This window comes from Rickettsia monacensis (genome assembly GCF_000499665.2).
Taxonomy (GTDB): domain Bacteria; phylum Pseudomonadota; class Alphaproteobacteria; order Rickettsiales; family Rickettsiaceae; genus Rickettsia; species Rickettsia tamurae.
Genome location: NZ_LN794217.1, coordinates 303735 through 323200, shown reverse-complemented (window position 1 = coordinate 323200; position 19466 = coordinate 303735). Strand labels below are relative to the sequence as shown.

Below are 19466 nucleotides of genomic sequence, written 5' to 3'. Positions count from 1 at the left end.
ATAAAGCTATTTTTTACTTGAGAATATAAAATATTACTCTTATTATTATCTTTTTTAAAATCAATAAAATAACTTAATGAGAAAAGTAATAATATCCGGCATGATCGGCAACGCTTTAGAATGGTATGATTATGCATTATATGCTCAATTTGCTTATATTATAGGGCAGCATTTTTTTCCGGATTCAGAAATGCGAGAGACTTTAACTTTTGTGGTATTTGCTGCAGGCTTTGTAGTACGACCGCTCGGCGGTATTATTTTCGGTAATATCGGTGATAGATTCGGTAGACGTACTGCTTTGGTTATGGGTATTATAACTATGGCAATACCGACTGCCGGAATAGGTCTCTTACCAAGTTATAAAACTATTGGAATTGCCGCTCCTATTATTTTAACTATTATCAGACTCATACAAGGTTTTTCTTTAGGAGGGGAATTTAGCGGTTGTATTTCGTATATTGTAGAACATGCTTCGTTCGAGCAGCGAGGACTTGCGGGGAGTAGCTCATTCGTTAGTATGTGCGGCGGTATGCTGCTTGGACTTGGTACAGCAGCCGGTTTTTCTTATTTTATGCCTGCCGATATGCTATTTGAATGGGGTTGGAGGATACCTTTTATTGCCGGTTTATTTATTAGCTCCGTAGGTTTATATATTAGAAAAAACCTAGCAGAAAGTCCTATTTATAAAAAAGCTAACGAAACAGGACGTTTAGCACGTTTTCCTTTACGAGAAACATTAACAAAATACCCAAAAGAACTAATTATCGCACTTGGTCTTTATATTACCGTAACTGCTCCTTTTTATACTTCTACGGTTTTTATCGGTAATTTTATGCAAACACTCGGTTATACTAATCAGCAAAGCACAATTGTTAGTAGTATAATATTAATCGTAATGATGATAGTATTTCCTATATCTGCGTATGTTTCGGATAAGGTGGGGCGGCGTCCTGTACTAATATGGGGGATTATCTTGTTAATTTTATCAGTCTATCCTATTTTTGTAGCCTTAGGATCGATGAATTTTACTTTAGCTATAATATCTCAAGTAATATTTGCCGGAGTTATTAGCATTTATATGGGACCTATCCCAACGGTTTTAGTAGAGATATTTCCGACTAGCATAAGATTTACCGGTGTTGCACTTTCATACAACCTTGCAGCTGCTATATTTGGCGGTACTGCTCCAATGTTAGCAATGATATTAACGAAAGTTACCGGAGACAATTATGCTATTGCATATTATTTAATTGCACTTGCCTTGTTATCTTCTATAATCCTAAAATTCTATAAAGAAACTTATAAAAAGAATTTGGTAAACTAGGTTCTGTGTATAAAATTTAAAATATTTTTGTGCGAAAATTAATAAGATTTTTGCAGGAATAGCAGTTCCTATTTCAAAAAAATCTTATAATTTGCAGTTAAAAAGAGCTAAAATAGATTAATTTAAATTTAATATACAGAACCTTATATGAGCGAAGTTTTTGAAGTACCAAACGGTGAAAGCAAGGTTTTACTCCATTGTTGTTGTGCTCCTTGTGTTGGCCCTTTAATGGAAAAAATGATCGATACCGGCATTAAGTTTACACTTTTTTTCTACAATCCTAATATTCATCCTAAAAAAGAATATGAGCTTCGTAAAAACGAAAATATTAAGTTTGCCGAGAAACATAATATAGAATTTATCGATGCGGATTACGATCCACAAAATTGGTTTAGAAGAGCTAAAGGGATGGAGTTTGAGCCTGAACGAGGTAAACGCTGCACAATGTGTTTTGATATGCGTTTCGAGCGTACGGCTTTATATGCTTATGAAAACGGCTTTAAGGTTATAACTAGCTCGCTTGGTATTTCTAGATGGAAAGATATGAACCAAATTAATGAATCAGGAACTAGGGCTGCGTCTCATTATGAAGGGGTAACCTATTGTACTTATAATTGGCGTAAAGACGGCGGTGCTAGCAGAATGTACGAAATTGCCAAAGAAGAGAACTTTTATAAACAAGAATTTTGCGGCTGTGTTTATTCTTTCCGTGATACTAACGATTGGCGAGTAGCAAACAATCGCCCTAAGATCGAGATTGGCAAGGAGTATTATTAAGATTTCTGTGTTATGTGTCATACCGCGACTTGATCGCGGTATCCATTTAAATATACAAATAATTTATATTGATTTTATTAGATACTGCGATCAAGTCGCGGTATGACAATGCATTTTTTATGAAAAAACTATCATTTCAGCAAATTATACTAGCTTTGCAAAATTACTGGCAGGATTACGGTTGTGCAATATTGCAGCCTTACGATGCCCATGTCGGAGCCGGTACGTTTCACCCTACAACTGTGCTTCGCTGCCTTGGTACCAAACCTTGGTCTGTTACATATGTTCAGCCATCAAGAAGACCAGGGGATAGCAGGTATGGCATGCATCCTAATAGAATGCAACATTATTATCAATTTCAGGTTATCTTAAAACCCTCACCGGATAATATTCAAGAGCTATATCTTGAAAGTTTAGAATGTTTAGGCATAGATTTAAAAATTCATGATATCAGATTTGTTGAAGATGATTGGGAGTCGCCAACCTTAGGTGCTGCCGGGCTTGGCTGGGAAGTATGGTGTAACGGTATGGAAGTATCGCAATTTACTTATATGCAGCAAATCGGCGGTATTGAATGCCGTCCCGTTGCCGGTGAAATCACTTATGGACTCGAGAGACTTGCTTTATATATTCAAGGTGTTGATGAAGTAAAAGAGCTTGATTGGAACGGGCAAGTAGGCGAAAAAGCTTTAAAATACGGTGAAGTGGATTTCGAAGCTGAACGGCAATTTTCAAAATATAATTTAGAGCTTGCCGATAGTGAAATGTTACTGCGACATTTCAAGGATAGCGAAGAACAGTGTGAGAGATTAATTAAAGCTAATTTACCTATGCCGGCTTATGATGAATGCCTTAAGGCAAGTCATGCATTTAATCAACTAAATGCATTAGGTGTGATTAGTGTAACTGAGCGTGCTTCTTATGTTTTAAGAGTACGTCATTTAGCTAGAATTTGTTGTATAAAATGGTTGGAGTTAAGTGGTGAGTGAATTATTATTAGAGTTATTTAGTGAAGAAATACCTGCATTAATGCAAAAAAATGCTGAAGAGGGTTATTTAAACATATTCACGAAAATTTTTGAAGAAAACGAAATATTTGCAAAAGTACAAGTATTTGCAGGGCCTCGTAGAATAACGTTGCATGCTACTCACTTGCCGAAAGTAACGTTATCAAAAGAACTCGAGATTAAAGGGCCTAGCACGGAAGCACCGGAAGCTGCTATTAACGGCTTTTGTAAAGCTCATAATGTTAGTAAATTAGAGCTTTCTACTAAATTAATTAATAATCAGCTATATTATTTCTTTGTCAAAAAAACAGAAGAAAGAGAAATAAAAGAGATTTTGCCGGAGATTATTATAGAGGCTATTAATAAATATAGCTGGGCAAAATCGATGTTTTGGGGCAATTACAAAATAAAATGGATTAGACCGTTACGAAATATTTTATGTATATTTGACGGTGAAGTACTACCACTGCAATTTGGGCATTTAACCGCTAATAATATTACGTACGGGCATCGTCTTACTGATAATAAAAAATTAGAAGTAACAGATTTTGAAGATTATAGAAATAAGCTTTTAGAAAATCATGTTATTTTAGAGAGAACAAAGAGAGAAAAAGTAATTAAAACCGGTTTACTGGAACTGGCAAATTCTCATAATCTAAACATAAAAGAAGATAATCGTTTAATCGAAGAAGTAGCAGGGCTTAGTGAATTTCCCGTTGTGTTACTTGGAAAAATCCCACAAAAATTTTTAGAGTTACCTAAAGAAGTACTTATTTCTTCGATGCGTACGCATCAGAAATATTTTTGTTTATTTGATAAAACAGGAAATTTCGCACCGTATTTTCTCTTTGTCAGTAATGGTAGATTTGCAAATGCTGACCTCGTTATTAAAGGTAACGAAAAAGTACTATCTGCACGTCTTTCGGATGCTTTATATTTTTATAAGCAGGATATAGCTAAAACTTTAGAATCAAGATTAGGCAAATTAGAAGTTGTAACATTTCATGTAGAACTTGGTAATTTAAGAGAAAAAGTGGAGCGTATAACTAAAATTTGTAAGCATATAGCTCCAAATAATAAAGATTTAATTACGGCAGCGAAACTTTGCAAAAGTGACCTCGTTTCCGAGATGGTCGGAGAATTTCCTGAGTTGCAAGGTATTATGGGTTATTATTATGCAAAGCATGAAGGGTTAAATGAAGAAGTAGCCACAGCAATTAAAGACCATTATAAACCTCAAGGACTTAATGATAATGTACCGAGCAGAAATGCTGCTTTGCTTGCTTTAGCCGATAAGCTAGATAGTTTAGTAGGTTTGATGATAGCAGGCGAAGCTCCGACAGGCTCAGGTGATCCATATGCCTTAAGACGTCAAGCTCTTGGTATAATAAGAATAATACTTGAGAATAAATTAGAATTACATTTAAATAGCTTAATTAATTTTTCTATAAACTTATATAAAGATTCATCTGATAAAAATAAGGATTTAATAATATCTTTCTTTGAAGAAAGAGTAAAATTTTACTTTAAAAATGACTATGATATTGCGTTAATTAATGCAGTTCTTGATTTAAATTTAGTGGATACAAAATTTAAGCTTGATGCGTTAAAAGAATTTTTAATAGAAGACGCAGGAAGGCAATTATTAAATGCTTACAGACGAGCTAGCAATATAATTGATGGTCAGAAAATTACCGGCTTAGTTGATGCAAGTCTCTTTATTACACAACCTGAAAAAGAATTATTTGAAGTAATCCAAAAAATTTCTCCGCAAATTATAGATAGTATAGCTGATAAAGATTATAAGAGAGCCTTAAATTTATTATCATCTCTATTAACTCCGATTACTAGCTTTTTTGATAATGTACTCGTTAATGACTCTGATTCAAAGATCGCTCAAAATCGTTTATCGTTATTACAAAATACTTGTGAATTATTCCATAAAATAGCTAAGTTTAACCGCTTATGATCAAACTTTCCTATGTCATTCCCGCAAAAGCGGGAATGACATAAATAAGCCATGCAACAACGCCGCTTTTAGCTAGGAATGACATCAAGAAGCAGATATATAACAAAACCAAAATAACTAACTTAACCCCGATTATGGATAAGGAATAGAGAGGAAGGAAGGTTGCAAGAGTTATTAAACCTTATATAAATAGGGCACTGAAGGAATAAAATAAAGGTTTAATAACATGTGTAAATATACTACAATATTTTGTATAGTAGATAAATTTTGTAAAATTTATGAGAAATGGGTAAAACATCAATTGCTGAAAAGTAATAAGCAAAGATTTAGAGAAGGTAAGCTTTCCTTAAGTGAAGAACTCTCAATAATGATTTTTACCATTTTAGTGCATATAAACATTTAAAAGCTTATTACCAAAACTTTATTATTAATGGTAATTTGTTCAGGAATCCACCTTGTTATGAGAGATTTGTTCAGCTTATTCCTTCATTATTTCTGCCATTGATTGTGATGTTACATTACTTAAGTGGGAAAAGAACGGGAATTTATTATGCAGATTCCACACATTTTGCAGTATGTAAAAATATCAGAATTAATTCTAACAGAACTTTTAATAATCTTGCAAAAATGGGACGTAGTTCTGTCGATTGGTTTTTTGGATTCAAGCTTCATATGATAATCAATGATAAGGGAGAAATTATTGCTGTTAAAATTACCAAAGGTAATGTTGATGACAGAATTGCATTTGAAGCAATGGTTATCAAAAAGGTCTAAAAGGTAAGTGTTATGATGATAAGGGGTTTATTTCAGAAAAAATGTTTACAAAACTTTATAAGCAAGGTTTAATAAAAATTACCGGAATAAGAAAGGATATGAAAAACTATTTATTACCTCTTTTGGATAAAATCCTTTTAAGGAAGAGATTCATTATCGAAACCATTTTTGGCTACATAAAAGAGAATTTTAATATTACTCCTTCCAGACATCGATCACCTATTAATTTCTTTACTTCTCTATTCTCTGCTCTTATTGCTTACCAACTTAAACCTAATAAACCATGTATTTCTTATCCATAATCGGGGTAGATATAGATAACTGGCTTGTGAGTTACAATAATGCAAGACCTCATTCCGGTAAACATTGCTTTGGTAAAACACCAATGCAATCTTTTACAGATTCACTTTATATTGCTAAAGATAAAAATATTGGTAATATAGAGAGAATATCAGACAATTTGATGATTGCCCATCAAGCTGTCTGATTACTCAACTCTGTCAGATTAAGTCGTAACTTGTACACTTTAAAGTTTACCGTTTTTTTCATTCTTGCAAAAACAGGAATACAGTGCTTTTTTTGTGTCCGTGGCTTGACCACGGGCTCTTGTGTCACAGGCTGTATCCTGAGATCCCGCAATCAAGTTGCGGGATGACATTAAAGATTACTATTAATAATATTAGTTTAAATTGTATTTCTGGATCCCGTGGTCAAGCCACGGTATGACATTGAACGGGTTTTTCGATCCATGCAACTAATACCTAACAGTATTACTTCTGATTTTTTATAGTCTTTAAAGCCAGTTTAACTATTTTATTTACTCCGGTATTAGTGTAGGTAGAGATAGGAAAAACTTCTTTATTAGTAGCTTTCTGTAACTTATTTATTTTTTCTTGTATTTCCTCATCGGTAAGAACATCACATTTATTAAGACATATGATTTCGATTTTATTTTTTAGATAATCGGAATATGATTCAAGCTCAAGACGTACCGTATTATAATCTGCAACTACATCATTACTAGAGCCGTCTATTAAATGTATTAATACATTACATCTTTCTATATGCTTTAAGAATTTATCGCCAAGTCCGTGACCTTGATGAGCTCCTTCGATCAAGCCAGGAATATCGGCTATAACAAACTCTTCGTCATCAACATACACCACTCCAAGATTCGGCACTAAAGTAGTAAAGGGATAATCGGCAATTTTAGGCTTGGCTGCCGTTACAACCGATAAAAAAGTAGATTTACCGGCATTTGGAAGACCCACAAGCCCAACATCAGAGAGAAGTTTTAAGCTTAAATGAATCCACATTTCTTCGGCAATTTCTCCTTCCGTACGCTTTCTTGGAGCTTGATTAACCGACGTTTTGAAATGACTGTTACCAAGACCGCCACTTCCTCCTTTAATTATTTCAAAGCTTTGGTCATCTTCAGTAAATTCATGCAATAATATATTGCCGTCCTCGGAAAAGATTTGAGTACCGATGGGAACATCAAGAACTAACGATTTTCCTGATTTACCACTTCTATTTGAACCTTTACCGTTTTCACCGTTTTCTGCGGTAAAATGCTGTTTATATCGATAATTTACTAGCGTATTAAGATGGTGATTACTCCTGAAAATAACACTACCGCCACGTCCACCGTTACCACCGTCCGGTCCGCCTCTGTCAATAAATTTCTCACGATGGAAACTAACACAACCATTGCCGCCGTTCCCACCTTTTATAAATATTTTAACTTCATCAATAAAATTCATATGATTTATATTTTCAACGTCATTGCGAGGAGCGAAGCGACGTGGCAATCTCATCAAATCTCTTGAGATTGCCACGCTCCTTGCAGTCGCTCGCAATGACGACAATGTTTACCTCTCCCGAATACCCTTATACTCTCTATGTGCATAACCGGTGTAAAGCTGTCTTGGTCTGCTGATTTTTTGTTCAGGGTCTTCGTGCATTTCTTTCCATTGTGCCATCCAGCCTACGGTTCGTGCTATTGCAAAAAGTACCGTGAACATTTGCGACGGTATACCCATAGCTTTATAGATAATACCTGAATAAAAATCAACATTTGGATATAATTTTCTCTCAATAAAATATTCATCTTTAAGAGCGATAGCTTCAAGTTCTATTGCTATTTGTAAAAGTGGATTATTTTCTAACTGTTCGAGTTCCTTTAATACTTCTTTGCACGTTTCTTTAAGTACTGCGGCACGCGGGTCATAGTTTTTATATACACGATGACCAAAACCCATTAACCTAAACGGATCATTTTTATCCTTAGCTTTAGCTATATATTTAGGGATATTCTCAGAACTACCGATTTCTTTAAGCATATTTATTACCGCTTCATTAGCCCCGCCGTGAGCAGGTCCCCAAAGTGAGGCAATACCCGTGCTAATACAAGCAAAAGGGTTAGCTCCGGATGAGCCGGCAATTCGAACTGTTGAGGTAGAAGCATTCTGCTCATGGTCTGCATGTAGGATAAATATCTTATTAAGAGCATTTTTTATTATTGGATTTACTTTATATTTCGTACAATGCGTTGTAAACATCATATGCAGAAAATTTTCGGTAAAATCTAACGAATTATCAGGATAAATAAACGGTTGCCCTATAGAATATTTATAAGACATTGCGGCGATAGTAGGTATCTTAGCAATCATTCTAATAGCGGTAAGTTCGTAGTCTGCTTCCTTAAAATTCAATAAATCAGGATAAAATGCCGAAAGAGAACCGACAGCCGCAAGCATAATAGCCATAGGATGAGAAGAGCTACAAAAGGTTTGAAATAAATAATGTAATCTTTCATTCACTAATGAATGATGAGCAACCTGTTTAGTGAAATTATTATACTGCTCGCTACTTGGTAGTTCCCCATAAATCAGTAAATATGCTACTTCTAAAAAATCACTTTTTTCAGCTAAATCTTTAATATCATATCCTCGATGCCGCAAGATTCCTTTATCACCGTCTATATAGGTGATAGTAGATTGACAAGAAGCAGTAGACATAAAGCCCGGGTCGTAAGTAAAGCAATCGGCTTCTGCAGATACCCTACTTATATCGATTACATCCTCACCGATACTTGCTTTAAGTATCGGTAATTTAAATATTTTTCCTCTGATTTTTAACTCGGCAAATTCTGAATCATTATTATTTTCATTGGTCATATGGATATACCTTATTTTTATACATTAGTAAGTATAACCCTAATTTAATGAAATTAGAAATGAATTATGATTTATTAGGATTTAAAAATTTTCTTTGATATCTTGCTCAACTTGCAAGGTTAATGAAAATTTAAAACGCACATGCTTCTACTTTCAACTGCAAGCCTAAAGCGTTTAATAAAGATCCTATATTGTCGAAACTTGGATTACCTTTGCTAGATAACATTCTATATATATGTTGTCTATTTATATGAGCTTCTTTAGAGATTTTTGCTATACCTCCTTTTGCTATAATGGTTTCTTTTAAAGTAGCCAAAAATAGCTCCTTATTATGACCACAAAATATTGCTCTAACGCTTCATTAATATATCCTACTAATATTTCCTCATTTTGTAATTTTTCTTTTAAATAATCTGTAAACTTTTCCATATAACACCCTCAATTTTGTTTATAAACTTCTTCTATTATTTCTAAGGCTTTTTTAATATCTTTGCCTTGAGTATCTTTATTACCTGCATTTAATAGCAGAATAATTTTATTATCTTTTTCAGTAAAATATATTCTATAACCTTTGCCAAAGAAAAACCTAAGCTCATATAGCCTTCCTTTTATCTGTTTGTAATCACCATAAATTCCATATTCTAAGCGAACTAATCTATTAAGAATTCTACTATGCGTCTCGATATCTAATTTTCTAACCAATCTTTAATATAAGATTTACCATTTTCTGTTATAAAAAATTGTATTTGTTTAGTTTTTTGCATATTAAGCTTAACTAGAGACGATTACATCGTCGCATATATACGACTAATTGTCCAGTAGAAAATTATTTAAACTGTGAGTACGAGATTAATGTACAAGTTATGTAAGAAGTCTATTATTTACTAAATACTCCTTAATCTTGAGTAAATCATACCAAGAGGTTCGTTTTTGCATAGGTTGGCGTAATAGATAGGCAGGGTGGAAGATTGCCGTAGTTTGAATAGGAGCGGATAGATATTTATTGGTATAAAAATAATATTCTTGTCTAATTTTAGTAATACCTGAATTTTTTCCAAGTAAACTAGTTGCAGCCGTGCTACCGACTAGAATAATTAGCTTCGGGTTAATAAGAGCGATATGCTTCTCAACGAAAGGTCTACAAATATCGACTTCTTCGAGTGTCGGTTGTCTATTAGCAGGAGGACGCCAAAATACCGTATTCGTAATATAAGCGTTATTTTTTCGTGAAATTCCGATAGCGTGCAGCATATTATCAAGTAAATTGCCACTTTCACCGCAAAAAGGTATGCCTTTTAAATCTTCGATACTTCCCGGGGCTTCGCCTATTAACATAATTTTAGCTTCCAAATTACCGTCACCGAAAACCGTATTAGTAGCAAATTTCTTAAGTTCACAACCATTAAAATTTAGTAGAGATTCTTTTAGTTCTTCGATATTATTAGCTTTATCGGCAAGAGATCTTGCTAGGGTTATATTATCATGAACTTTATCATTAGAAATCTTCCCAAACTCTACTTCTAGAGGTAATTTATACGTCGATCCGGTACTCGAATCCTCACGTACGCTTGTGTACGCTGTGGTTCTGTGTTCCGTGTCTCCTTTAAATTTGGAAAGATTTCTATTCATATTGAATGCAGTTTCTTTTGTAGGCATAAGTTTTACTTGTGGCTTTTCAGTTAGCTTGGTATTATTACTCACTTTTAATTTCGGTGGATGTTCATGGCAATAATATTCAACACCGATTGCACTTAACCATTTAAGCGTATTATTCATTAATAACATAATGTTAGCATATAATGTACCGAACGAACTAAATAATATAAGACTTGATAAAGCTTTATCACAACTTCTTGAAAATGTTTCTAGAAACCAAATTCAAAAATCTATTAAAAGTTCTTGCGTACAAGTTAATGATGTAATTATTTCTGATCCTGATGTTTTGGTCAAGGAGAATGATGTTATATTATTTTCTTTTAAAGAACCTGAAGAGCTAAAAATTGCAGCAGCAAATATAGCACTTGATATAATTTACGAAGATGATGATTTGATAGTAATTAACAAAGCTGCAGGTATGACGGTACATCCTGGAGCAGGGCATCATGATGATACGCTTGTTAATGCATTACTTTATCATACGAAGAATTTATCGGATATCGGTTCATCAGAAAGACCAGGGATAGTACATCGTTTAGATAAGGACACTACCGGTTTGATGGTAGTTGCTAAAAATAATAAAGCACATATGTTGCTTGCAAATCAGATAGAGCAAAGACAGGTAATACGGAAATATAAAGCGTTAGTGTGGGGAGTAATTAATCCGCTAGAAGGAATCATTAAGAATAATATCGGTCGTAGCAGAAGCGATCGTCAAAAAATGACCATATTAAAATATGGCGGTAAAGAAGCCGTTACGCATTACAAGACTCTAGAATTGTTTTACAGCGGTACTATTAGTATGGTAGAGTGCAAGCTTAGTACGGGCAGAACTCATCAAATTAGAGTACAGCTAAGCCATTTAAAACATTCGGTAGTCGGCGATCAAACTTATGGCAATAACGACCGAAAAATTGCTCATTCTCCCCCTGAACTAAAAGCAAAATTAATTGATTTTAAGCGTCAAGCCCTACATTCTTGGTATTTAAGTTTTACTCATCCGACTAGTAATGAGATTATGGAATTTTCTTGTGAGCTGCCAAGGGATATGGGGAGATTATAACTGATAATAAATCTTCTAACATATTTAGTGAATTTACCGAACTTAAAAAACGAGTACCGTTAGGTAGTGTAGATGAGATTTTAGAAATGAAAAATTTTGGCAGAAAATAAAACTTTCCATGCAATGTTCTATAAAGCAAATTCTTAGTAATGCTACAGATAAATTAAATAAAATCGGTATTAGTTCGCCGCAATTAGAAGCACGAATTTTACTACGGCATGTTATAAATAAACCTATTGAGTATTTGCTTATTAATCTTGATGAGCAGTTAAATGAAGCCGAGATAGAAGCTTTTGAAAAACTGTTAGAGAGAAGATTAAAGCATGAACCGATAGCGTATATTACAGGTGTTAAAGAATTTTACTCACGTGAATTTATTGTTAATAAACATGTATTAATTCCAAGAAGCGATACTGAAGTTTTGGTGAGAATAGTTCTAGGATTACTCAAACCGTCATTGCGAGCGACTGAAAGGAGCGTGGCAATCTCAGGGATTTTGCCTGAGATTGCTTCGTCGACGCCTATGGTGTCTTCTCGCAATGACGAATACACAAAAATCCTAGAACTCGGGACAGGTAGCGGCTGTATTGCTATAAGCCTATTATGTGAGTTACCGAATGCTAATGTAATTGCGACCGATATAAGTCTTGATGCTATAGAAATTATCAAAAGTAATGCGGCAAAATATGAGGTAATGGATCGTTTGCAAGTTATTCATAGTGATTGGTTTGAAAATCTAGGAAAGCAAAAATTTGATCTTATAGTTAGCAACCCACCCTATATATCTCACAGCGAAAAATCAGAGATGGCAATTGAAACAATCAATTATGAACCGTCTATTGCTTTATTTGCTGAAGAAGACGGCTTACAGTGTTATAAAACAATCGCCGGAAATGCCAAACAATTCTTAAAACCAAACGGTAAGATTATATTAGAAATAGGGTTTAAACAGGAAGAAGCGGTAACTCAAATTTTCTTAGATCAGGATTATAATATTGAAAATGTTTACAGGGACCTACAAGGTTACAGTAGGGTAATATTATTTTCTCCTATCAATTTGAATAGGTCATACGCAAGACGCATCGGTAAAAGCTTGTCAGGAGTGCAACAGAATTTATTAGATAACGAACTACCAAAATATTTATTTTCTAAAGAAAAGCTTGTAAATGAAAAACGTAAAGTATTTCTTGAGATAACCCCGATTATGGATAAGGAATAGAGAGGAAGGAAGGTTGCAAGAGTTATTAAACCTTATATAAATAGGGCACTGAAGGAGTAAAATAAAGGTTTAATAACATGTGTAAATATACTACAATATTTTGTATAGTAGATAAATTTTGTAAAATTTATGAGAAATGGGTAAAACATCAATTGCTGAAAAGTAATAAGCAAAGATTTAGAGAAGGTAAGCTTTCCTTAAGTGAAGAACTCTCAATAATGATTTTTACCATTTTAGTGCATATAAACATTTAAAAGCTTATTACCAAAACTTTATTATTAATGGTAATTTGTTCAGGAATCCACCTTGTTATGAGAGATTTGTTCAGCTTATTCCTTCATTATTTCTGCCATTGATTGTGATGTTACATTACTTAAGTGGGAAAAGAACGGGAATTTATTATGCAGATTCCACACATTTTGCAGTATGTAAAAATATCAGAATTAATTCTAACAGAACTTTTAATAATCTTGCAAAAATGGGACGTAGTTCTGTCGATTGGTTTTTTGGATTCAAGCTTCATATGATAATCAATGATAAGGGAGAAATTATTGCTGTTAAAATTACCAAAGGTAATGTTGATGACAGAATTGCATTTGAAGCAATGGTTATCAAAAAAGGTCTAAAAGGTAAGTGTTATGATGATAAGGAGTTTATTTCAGAAAAAATGTTTACAAAACTTTATAAGCAAGGTTTAATAAAAATTACCGGAATAAGAAAGGATATGAAAAACTATTTATTACCTCTTTTGGATAAAATCCTTTTAAGGAAGAGATTCATTATCGAAACCATTTTTGGCTACATAAAAGAGAATTTTAATATTACTCCTTCCAGACATCGATCACCTATTAATTTTTTTACTTCTCTATTCTCTGCTCTTATTGCTTACCAACTTAAACCTAATAAACCATGTATTTCTTATCCATAATCGGGGTTAAATAGCTGGTTGAAAGAAAAAAATTTATATTTAGTAGATACAAAATATGTAGATCCTTTTGGTATTCTACGTCCCATTTTTGCAAGATTATTAAAAGTTCTGTTAGAATTAATTCTGATATTTTTACATACTGCAAAATGTGTGGAATCTGCATAATAAATTCCCGTTCTTTTCCCACTTAAGTAATGTAACATCACAATCAATGGCAGAAATAATGAAGGAATAAGCTGAACAAATCTCTCATAACAAGGTGGATTCCTGAACAAATTACCATTAATAATAAAGTTTTGGTAATAAGCTTTTAAATGTTTATATGCACTAAAATGGTAAAAATCATTATTGAGAGTTCTTCACTTAAGGAAAGCTTACCTTCTCTAAATCTTTGCTTATTACTTTTCAGCAATTGATGTTTTACCCATTTCTCATAAATTTTACAAAATTTATCTACTATACAAAATATTGTAGTATATTTACACATGTTATTAAACCTTTATTTTACTCCTTCAGTGCCCTATTTATATAAGGTTTAATAACTCTTGCAACCTTCCTTCCTCTCTATTCCTTATCCATAATCGGCGTTAACTAAAAATATGTATATGATAAAAATATCACAATTTAGATATTACGATATTTAATATAGTAAAAGATAATTTTTATTGCGTATATGATAAGAATAAGTTTTATTATAAATAAATATTAATAATTACTTAGGTTATGAGAAATAATAAAAACCAAATATATATTATAAAAATTTTTATAGCCCTAGCTATGATTACGGGCATAATATTTTTATGTTTATTTTATTCTTCATTAACTTCGTCTAAGATTAAGATTGGGGCAAAAACTAGTAATATGGACGATTCGCCTAAAATTAAGTTTACTCTTATAGATCAAGAAGGAAAGAAATTTGATAGTACCCATTTGCAAGGTCATTTAAGTTTGATTTATTTTGGTACTACCTATTCCTTGTATGACAATCAAGCACTAAAAAGAGTAGAAGATATTATTAAGATTTTGAAGAAAGAGAATATTTTAGTACAAGTAGTTTTTATTGCTCTAGATCCTGAGCATGATACAAGTGAGGTATTAAAAAAATATTTAGAAAAAATAGATGTTAATTTTATAGGTTTAACGGGGGGAGTACAAGATATTGAACAATTAGCAAACCAATTTAAGGTCTTCTATACATCCAAAATATTTGATGTAAAAACAAACGAATATGAATTACAACATTCTAATTTTGTGTATTTAATTAGCAGCCAAGGAAAATTTTTAAAGCATTATTGCTTAGGCTTACCAAAAAATGGTTAAATAAAAATATCATTCCTGCGAAAGTGGGAATTCAGTGCTTTTCTGTGTCCATCCCGTGGCTTGACCACGGGATGACATAGTGGGTTTTATTGATCCACGCAACAAAACCTCTTCGCAAAATGACACATGAGCCATACCTAATGACGTTATCTAAGCATTCCCTATTTGTGATGAGAAATGTATTTCATCAATGCCTAAGTGTTTTAATGCATTATGCCATTTACTTTCAGGATTATCGGCAAAAATAAATTCTTTATTACAATCCATAACCAGCCATAGATTTTTCTCTAATTCTTCTTCAAGCTGTCCTGGTTTCCATGCTGTATAACCGACAATGAATAAGCTATTTTTAGGTCCTTTACCGAAAGCTATATCTTCTGAAATTTCTAAATTAGAGCTTACTGCTAAATCATTATGGAAATCCAATAACAAATTTTTATTATAATCGCTAGAATGAAGAAAAAACCCTTTTTCATGTTCTACGGGTCCGCCAAGATATATAGGAACCATAACCGGGGTTATTATTTCGTCATTTTTTATTTTAAAAAACGATTTTAAGTCTATATGATTTACTAAGCGGTTAAATATTAATCCTATTGCTCCTTCTTCCGTGTGTGATAACATATAAATTAAGGATTTATGGTAAATGCCTTTTGTAATTACATGTGGTGTAGCAACGAGTGTTTTACCGGATAAGTTATGAAAAATTTTATCGCCCATAAATTAAACTTTAATTATAAAAATTAATATATAAGATTTAAATCCAATTATTCAATAGAAGTTAACAATAATGATCACATTTTTTGATATTACTATTTTTGCTATTATTACTCTTTTCTCATTTTTCGGCTTATATCAAGGTATAATCGGGTTTTTAACTAGAATACTCGGTTTTATTACTTCTATAATGTTAGGATATTTCTTATATCCATATATTTCTGAACTAATCGGGAAATATATGGATAATGAGGTTATAAGAATAATTATTGCCGGTGTTATATCTTATGTTATTTCTTTAATTTTATGTGTTTTTATAGTTTATAAATTTCTTGCTATAATTTCGTTTATGAGAAACGGTTTTATTGACAGATTCTTAGGGCTATTAGCGGGATTTGCCGTAGGTACTACTATCTCATTAGTACTATTTTTTATAACAATGATCTTTACTTCTGAAAACTATTTTAAAAGTAAATCTTTAAAAGATTTTGTAGTAAGTAGCAAACAGAGCAAATATGGAGGAGTGCTGAAAGTTTCCATCACCACTGATTATTTAGATGAATTAAGTAAAAATATTATAGTTATAATTCCAAACAAGACTTTAAAATCTATTGAAATATTTGAAAATAAAGACCTAAATGATTTCAAAAACTCCCTTAAGAAATCAAGTGATTCTAACGATGATAAGGATATATTTTCTCAAGAATTACAAGATGAGCTTTCTAATATAGATGATGAATAGGATGTTATTTTGACGTCATTGCGAGGAAATTACGTAAGTAATTGTACGTACGCAATTTCAGGAGTTTGTTATTATTTCATGAGATTGCCACGCAGCCTACGGCTTGCTCGCAAGGCATTGTTGCGTGGATCAATTTCACCTCTGTCATCCCGCGACTTGATCGCGGGATCCAGTTAAAAATACTAAAATTATTAGTATTTTTATTGTTTTTATGGACCCCGTAGTCAAGCCACGGGATGACAGAGGTGAAATTGATCCACGCAACAATGCCTGCTCGCAATGACGATTACCCACCAAACAAGCACCATAACCCTTCTTCATTAAACCAGCCTATTTCCTTTAAATTTTATAAATCACTCAATCGTAATTAATTAATAAATATTAACTAATAGTAAATTTATTAATTAATTGTTGTGCGTCATAAATAAATAGTGTATAATGACCAATAAGTTAAGTGGGGAAATCATTAAAAACAATAAGTTATAGGGGAAATTATAATAAGAAAAAAACTTTTTTTAATAAACTTTTACTAGCAACCAGTAGTATCGGGCTACTTGCAAGTGCAGAAAGCTTTGCGGTGGATATTGTTGCTGCAAGACCGACTGTTTACACATGAGATGGGAATGATTGGCAGTATAATGGAGCTCATTATAATCCACAAAACAGTGATAATATTATCTTAACGGAGAATAATCAGCGTCTTAATATTGATACTGATATCAATATAGGTAATATTAATCTTTACGGTTATACTTCATGGGGGCTTATAATTCCGACTAATAATCCAACTAGTATTAATAATATAGTTAATGTTAATAAAAATGAAACTCAAGCAGCAGTTCAAAATGCTTTAAGAGTTCCCCTAGGATATGGTGGTAATAAGAATGCAAAAGTGGATATACTACTTCACCATCAGGTAGCAAACACAGGAGCATTAGTTGAGGATAGTAAATTAGTTATTAAGGGAAACGATATTAGTGCAGTCGGTGCAATTCGATTTGGCGGTGCGTCGGTTGAGTTAGTTTTTGAAAATAATAATGTTGATAATAGAATATACTCTAACGGTATAGAGAGAGGTAGATTAACTGTAGCAGGCAATAATGTAGTTTTTACAAAACCTATCGGTCACGATGGAATGAATCTTTTTAGTATTTCTGCATTACAGATAGAAAATAATAAAACAGCTACCTTAAAGTCTGATATTTATTCTAATGATATTGTTTTAGGACAAAATTCAAAATTAATTATAGATTCTTCTAAACAGAATATAGATGTATGGTCCGGAGTTGCTTCCAATAATCCGGGAGATGATCATGGTATAGTTGAAGTAAAAGGAAAAAATGCGGTAATTTTTCGTAAAAGCGTCGGCTTACAGGATTTTAGAGTTGCCGAGATAAAAATTGGAAATGAAAATAAAGCTGAATTCAAACAAAATGTATACGCAAAGAAGATTACAGTAGCAAGTAATGATGTTGAGTTTCAAGAAAAACTTGATATGACTCAGTATAATCAGGATAATAGAGGTAATAGAACTAATTTAATACATACCGGTAATTTAGAATTTACGAATCGCGGCAAAGTAAAGTTTAATAAAGATTTAATCGGTAACATTACTACTAGTAAAGCAGGCCAAGGTGAAGTAACTTTTGTAAATACTTCTAATATTTATGAAGTCAGTGCAGTAAATAAGAGGATTGAGAAGTTAACATTTACGGAATCATGTTCGTAACCTACATAAAAACATTTATGCTACCCAAAGTTAACTTTGAGGCCGGTACTTATAATGTTCACGCTAATCCTGTTACAATTGAGGGAAATGCTAAAATTAACGGTTCAACATTTGACCTTAGACGTGACTTAATTCTTAACGGTAATGTATAATTTTCCGGTAATATTACATTTAACGTAACCGGAGGATATAGTGTATTTTTTCAAAAAAATCTCCCTAGCGTATTAGCCGGTACAAGTATTGAGATTAATGTTAACGGTGCCCATCCCGTAGATGCAGTATCGGCATTATCTATTTTTAGGGTCAATGGCGGTGCATTTGTTCCTGAAGGGCATAATTATAATCCGGTTACGGGAAAAATGAACTTTAGGAACAAGCAGGACAAGCAGCGGTTCAAGAAGTAGCGCACAGCAGCAACCTAGATTACAAGCTGAAATTCAAGGATTACAGCGGCAACAACAGCAAGTTCAGCAACAAGCTCAAGCACAGCAGAACCAGCAAGGACAAGGTCAGCAGAATCAGCAAACAAGCACAGGCTCAAGCTCAGCGTGAAGTTAACGAAAAAGAGCTGAACGGCAAAGACTGCAAGCTCAGCAACAGCAAGAAGAAGAAAGAAGAAATGAAAATTAAAGATTAGCACAACAAGAGGCTAACGAAAGAGCAATAGTCGAAGAAAATAATAGAAGAATGAAGAGCAAAGACTGCAAGCGGAGTATCAGCAACGTCAAGCTAACGAAATAAGAATATGTTAAAAAACCTGAGCTGCAAAAATTAGCTGAGGCAATCAATAATACTATCGTTGTCCATACGGAAAATACTTTTGTAACGGAAGTGCAAAAAGAAGTGATCAGAGAAAAATCTGCACTTGTTATGAAAAATCCTGAAAAACATGCGGTAGAACTTGCTAAGGAGTTAGTAAATAATAAAGCTGAGCTTAAAGAAGTGGCTAAATGTAGCTAATGATGATACTGTTGTAGTGAGTAAAACAAAGCAAGAGCAATCTTTATTATTCGTAGCAAACTTAGCTCAAGTTGCACCTGATAATGCAAAAAAAAAGTAGTA

General features: G+C 33.0%; 23 protein-coding genes and 5 pseudogenes. 17 read left to right on the top strand and 11 right to left on the bottom strand.

The genetic code is table 11. The features are described from left to right. Positions 1 to 76: 76 nt before the first annotated feature. From RMONA_RS01625 to RMONA_RS01595, 7 genes and pseudogenes are all read left to right on the top strand, one after another. Positions 77 to 1324 (top strand): metabolite/H+ symporter, encoded by a 1248-nt coding sequence (locus tag RMONA_RS01625; protein ID WP_023507346.1) that lies wholly within the window; start codon positions 77 to 79, stop codon positions 1322 to 1324. Positions 1325 to 1471: 147 nt separating this feature from the next. Beyond that, positions 1472 to 2101: an epoxyqueuosine reductase QueH gene (locus tag RMONA_RS01620; RefSeq protein ID WP_023507345.1), complete on the top strand. Its 630-nt coding sequence runs from the start codon at positions 1472 to 1474 to the stop codon at positions 2099 to 2101. Positions 2102 to 2220: 119 nt separating this feature from the next. Next, a complete protein-coding gene (locus RMONA_RS01615) occupies positions 2221 to 3090 on the top strand; it encodes a glycine--tRNA ligase subunit alpha (RefSeq protein ID WP_023507344.1) in 870 nt (289 codons plus the stop codon). Further along, entirely contained in the window at positions 3083 to 5077 is a 1995-nt protein-coding gene (glyS, locus tag RMONA_RS01610; protein ID WP_023507343.1) for a glycine--tRNA ligase subunit beta, read from the top strand. Before RMONA_RS01615 ends, glyS begins: the two co-directional genes overlap by 8 nt. Positions 5078 to 5587: 510 nt before the next feature. Beyond that, positions 5588 to 5851 (top strand): transposase, encoded by a 264-nt coding sequence (locus RMONA_RS10805; protein ID WP_023507103.1) that lies wholly within the window; start codon positions 5588 to 5590, stop codon positions 5849 to 5851. 41 nt (positions 5852 to 5892) lie between these two features. Then, positions 5893 to 6153 carry a transposase gene (locus tag RMONA_RS10800; RefSeq protein ID WP_023507102.1) on the top strand — a complete coding sequence of 87 codons (261 nt, stop codon included), beginning with the start codon at positions 5893 to 5895 and terminating at the stop codon, positions 6151 to 6153. A gap of 8 nt (positions 6154 to 6161) precedes the next feature. Continuing rightward, positions 6162 to 6338, top strand: a pseudogene (locus RMONA_RS01595) (IS481 family transposase); the annotation flags it as partial. 283 nt (positions 6339 to 6621) lie between these two features. Here RMONA_RS01595 and obgE read toward each other — a convergent pair. The 7 genes and pseudogenes from obgE to RMONA_RS11145 form a co-directional block, all read right to left on the bottom strand. Then, positions 6622 to 7614: a GTPase ObgE gene (obgE, locus tag RMONA_RS01590; protein ID WP_037230993.1), complete on the bottom strand. Its 993-nt coding sequence runs from the start codon at positions 7612 to 7614 to the stop codon at positions 6622 to 6624. 108 nt (positions 7615 to 7722) lie between these two features. Further along, positions 7723 to 9030: a citrate synthase gene (locus tag RMONA_RS01585; RefSeq protein WP_023507340.1), complete on the bottom strand. Its 1308-nt coding sequence runs from the start codon at positions 9028 to 9030 to the stop codon at positions 7723 to 7725. Positions 9031 to 9160: 130 nt separating this feature from the next. Next, the gene (locus RMONA_RS01580; protein ID WP_023507339.1) at positions 9161 to 9346 is read right to left on the bottom strand and encodes a helix-turn-helix domain-containing transcriptional regulator; all 186 of its coding nucleotides are present in this window, start codon (positions 9344 to 9346) and stop codon (positions 9161 to 9163) included. After that, positions 9334 to 9459, bottom strand: a complete 126-nt coding sequence (locus RMONA_RS10795; protein WP_023507338.1) for a hypothetical protein — start codon at positions 9457 to 9459, stop codon at positions 9334 to 9336. Before RMONA_RS10795 ends, RMONA_RS01580 begins: the two co-directional genes overlap by 13 nt. A 9-nt stretch (positions 9460 to 9468) precedes the next feature. Continuing rightward, positions 9469 to 9732: a type II toxin-antitoxin system RelE/ParE family toxin gene (locus tag RMONA_RS01570; protein WP_023507337.1), complete on the bottom strand. Its 264-nt coding sequence runs from the start codon at positions 9730 to 9732 to the stop codon at positions 9469 to 9471. Positions 9733 to 9891: 159 nt separating this feature from the next. Then, a pseudogene (locus RMONA_RS01565) lies at positions 9892 to 10527 on the bottom strand (uracil-DNA glycosylase family protein); the annotation flags it as partial. 129 nt (positions 10528 to 10656) lie between these two features. Then, positions 10657 to 10806: pseudogene (locus tag RMONA_RS11145) on the bottom strand (uracil-DNA glycosylase); the annotation flags it as partial. Positions 10807 to 10816: 10 nt separating this feature from the next. Here RMONA_RS11145 and RMONA_RS01560 point away from each other — a divergent pair. The 4 genes and pseudogenes from RMONA_RS01560 (at position 10817) to RMONA_RS01550 (ending at position 13896) form a co-directional block, all read left to right on the top strand. Beyond that, the gene (locus tag RMONA_RS01560; RefSeq protein WP_023507335.1) at positions 10817 to 11749 is read left to right on the top strand and encodes an RluA family pseudouridine synthase; all 933 of its coding nucleotides are present in this window, start codon (positions 10817 to 10819) and stop codon (positions 11747 to 11749) included. Positions 11750 to 11763: 14 nt separating this feature from the next. Next, positions 11764 to 11859: pseudogene (locus tag RMONA_RS11140) on the top strand (type II toxin-antitoxin system Phd/YefM family antitoxin); the annotation flags it as partial. 8 nt (positions 11860 to 11867) lie between these two features. Beyond that, positions 11868 to 12920 (top strand): annotated as a pseudogene (gene trmB, locus RMONA_RS01555) (bifunctional peptide chain release factor N(5)-glutamine methyltransferase PrmC/tRNA (guanosine(46)-N7)-methyltransferase TrmB); the annotation flags it as partial. 322 nt (positions 12921 to 13242) lie between these two features. Further along, positions 13243 to 13896: an IS982 family transposase gene (locus tag RMONA_RS01550; protein ID WP_339325421.1), complete on the top strand. Its 654-nt coding sequence runs from the start codon at positions 13243 to 13245 to the stop codon at positions 13894 to 13896. Here the strand turns inward: RMONA_RS01550 and RMONA_RS01545 are convergent. Further along, positions 13887 to 14099 carry a transposase gene (locus tag RMONA_RS01545; protein WP_046058381.1) on the bottom strand — a complete coding sequence of 71 codons (213 nt, stop codon included), beginning with the start codon at positions 14097 to 14099 and terminating at the stop codon, positions 13887 to 13889. The two genes, RMONA_RS01550 and RMONA_RS01545, sit on opposite strands and share 10 nt — an antisense overlap. A 520-nt stretch (positions 14100 to 14619) precedes the next feature. Between RMONA_RS01545 and RMONA_RS01540 the strand changes: the two genes are divergently transcribed. After that, positions 14620 to 15216, top strand: coding sequence for an SCO family protein (locus RMONA_RS01540; protein WP_023507333.1), 597 nt, complete (start codon positions 14620 to 14622; stop codon positions 15214 to 15216). A 150-nt stretch (positions 15217 to 15366) separates the two neighbouring features. On the opposite strand, the gene RMONA_RS01535 is transcribed toward RMONA_RS01540, so the two are convergent. Beyond that, positions 15367 to 15936: a YqgE/AlgH family protein gene (locus RMONA_RS01535; protein WP_023507332.1), complete on the bottom strand. Its 570-nt coding sequence runs from the start codon at positions 15934 to 15936 to the stop codon at positions 15367 to 15369. A 70-nt stretch (positions 15937 to 16006) separates the two neighbouring features. On the opposite strand from RMONA_RS01535, the gene RMONA_RS01530 reads away from it, so the two are divergent. Beyond that, the gene (locus RMONA_RS01530) at positions 16007 to 16675 is read left to right on the top strand and encodes a CvpA family protein (protein ID WP_023507331.1); all 669 of its coding nucleotides are present in this window, start codon (positions 16007 to 16009) and stop codon (positions 16673 to 16675) included. Between the two features lie 76 nt (positions 16676 to 16751). Here RMONA_RS01530 and RMONA_RS10070 read toward each other — a convergent pair whose 3' ends face one another. Continuing rightward, positions 16752 to 16955, bottom strand: coding sequence for a hypothetical protein (locus tag RMONA_RS10070; protein ID WP_242402827.1), 204 nt, complete (start codon positions 16953 to 16955; stop codon positions 16752 to 16754). A 174-nt stretch (positions 16956 to 17129) separates the two neighbouring features. On the opposite strand from RMONA_RS10070, the gene RMONA_RS09555 reads away from it, so the two are divergent. From RMONA_RS09555 to RMONA_RS10790, 3 genes are all read left to right on the top strand, one after another. Next, positions 17130 to 17291: a hypothetical protein gene (locus tag RMONA_RS09555; RefSeq protein ID WP_172643940.1), complete on the top strand. Its 162-nt coding sequence runs from the start codon at positions 17130 to 17132 to the stop codon at positions 17289 to 17291. A 276-nt stretch (positions 17292 to 17567) separates the two neighbouring features. Then, entirely contained in the window at positions 17568 to 18404 is an 837-nt protein-coding gene (locus tag RMONA_RS10065) for a hypothetical protein (protein ID WP_023507330.1), read from the top strand. Between the two features lie 17 nt (positions 18405 to 18421). Then, positions 18422 to 18556, top strand: a complete 135-nt coding sequence (locus tag RMONA_RS10790; protein WP_277914371.1) for a hypothetical protein — start codon at positions 18422 to 18424, stop codon at positions 18554 to 18556. 266 nt (positions 18557 to 18822) lie between these two features. Here the strand turns inward: RMONA_RS10790 and RMONA_RS01520 are convergent, their stop codons facing one another. Continuing rightward, complete coding sequence (locus RMONA_RS01520; protein WP_037230977.1) at positions 18823 to 19044, bottom strand: hypothetical protein; 222 nt, start codon at positions 19042 to 19044, stop codon at positions 18823 to 18825. 191 nt (positions 19045 to 19235) lie between these two features. On the opposite strand from RMONA_RS01520, the gene RMONA_RS10785 reads away from it, so the two are divergent. Then, on the top strand, positions 19236 to 19364 hold the full coding sequence (locus RMONA_RS10785; RefSeq protein WP_023507328.1) for a hypothetical protein: 129 nt from the start codon (positions 19236 to 19238) through the stop codon (positions 19362 to 19364). Positions 19365 to 19466 lie beyond the last annotated feature (102 nt).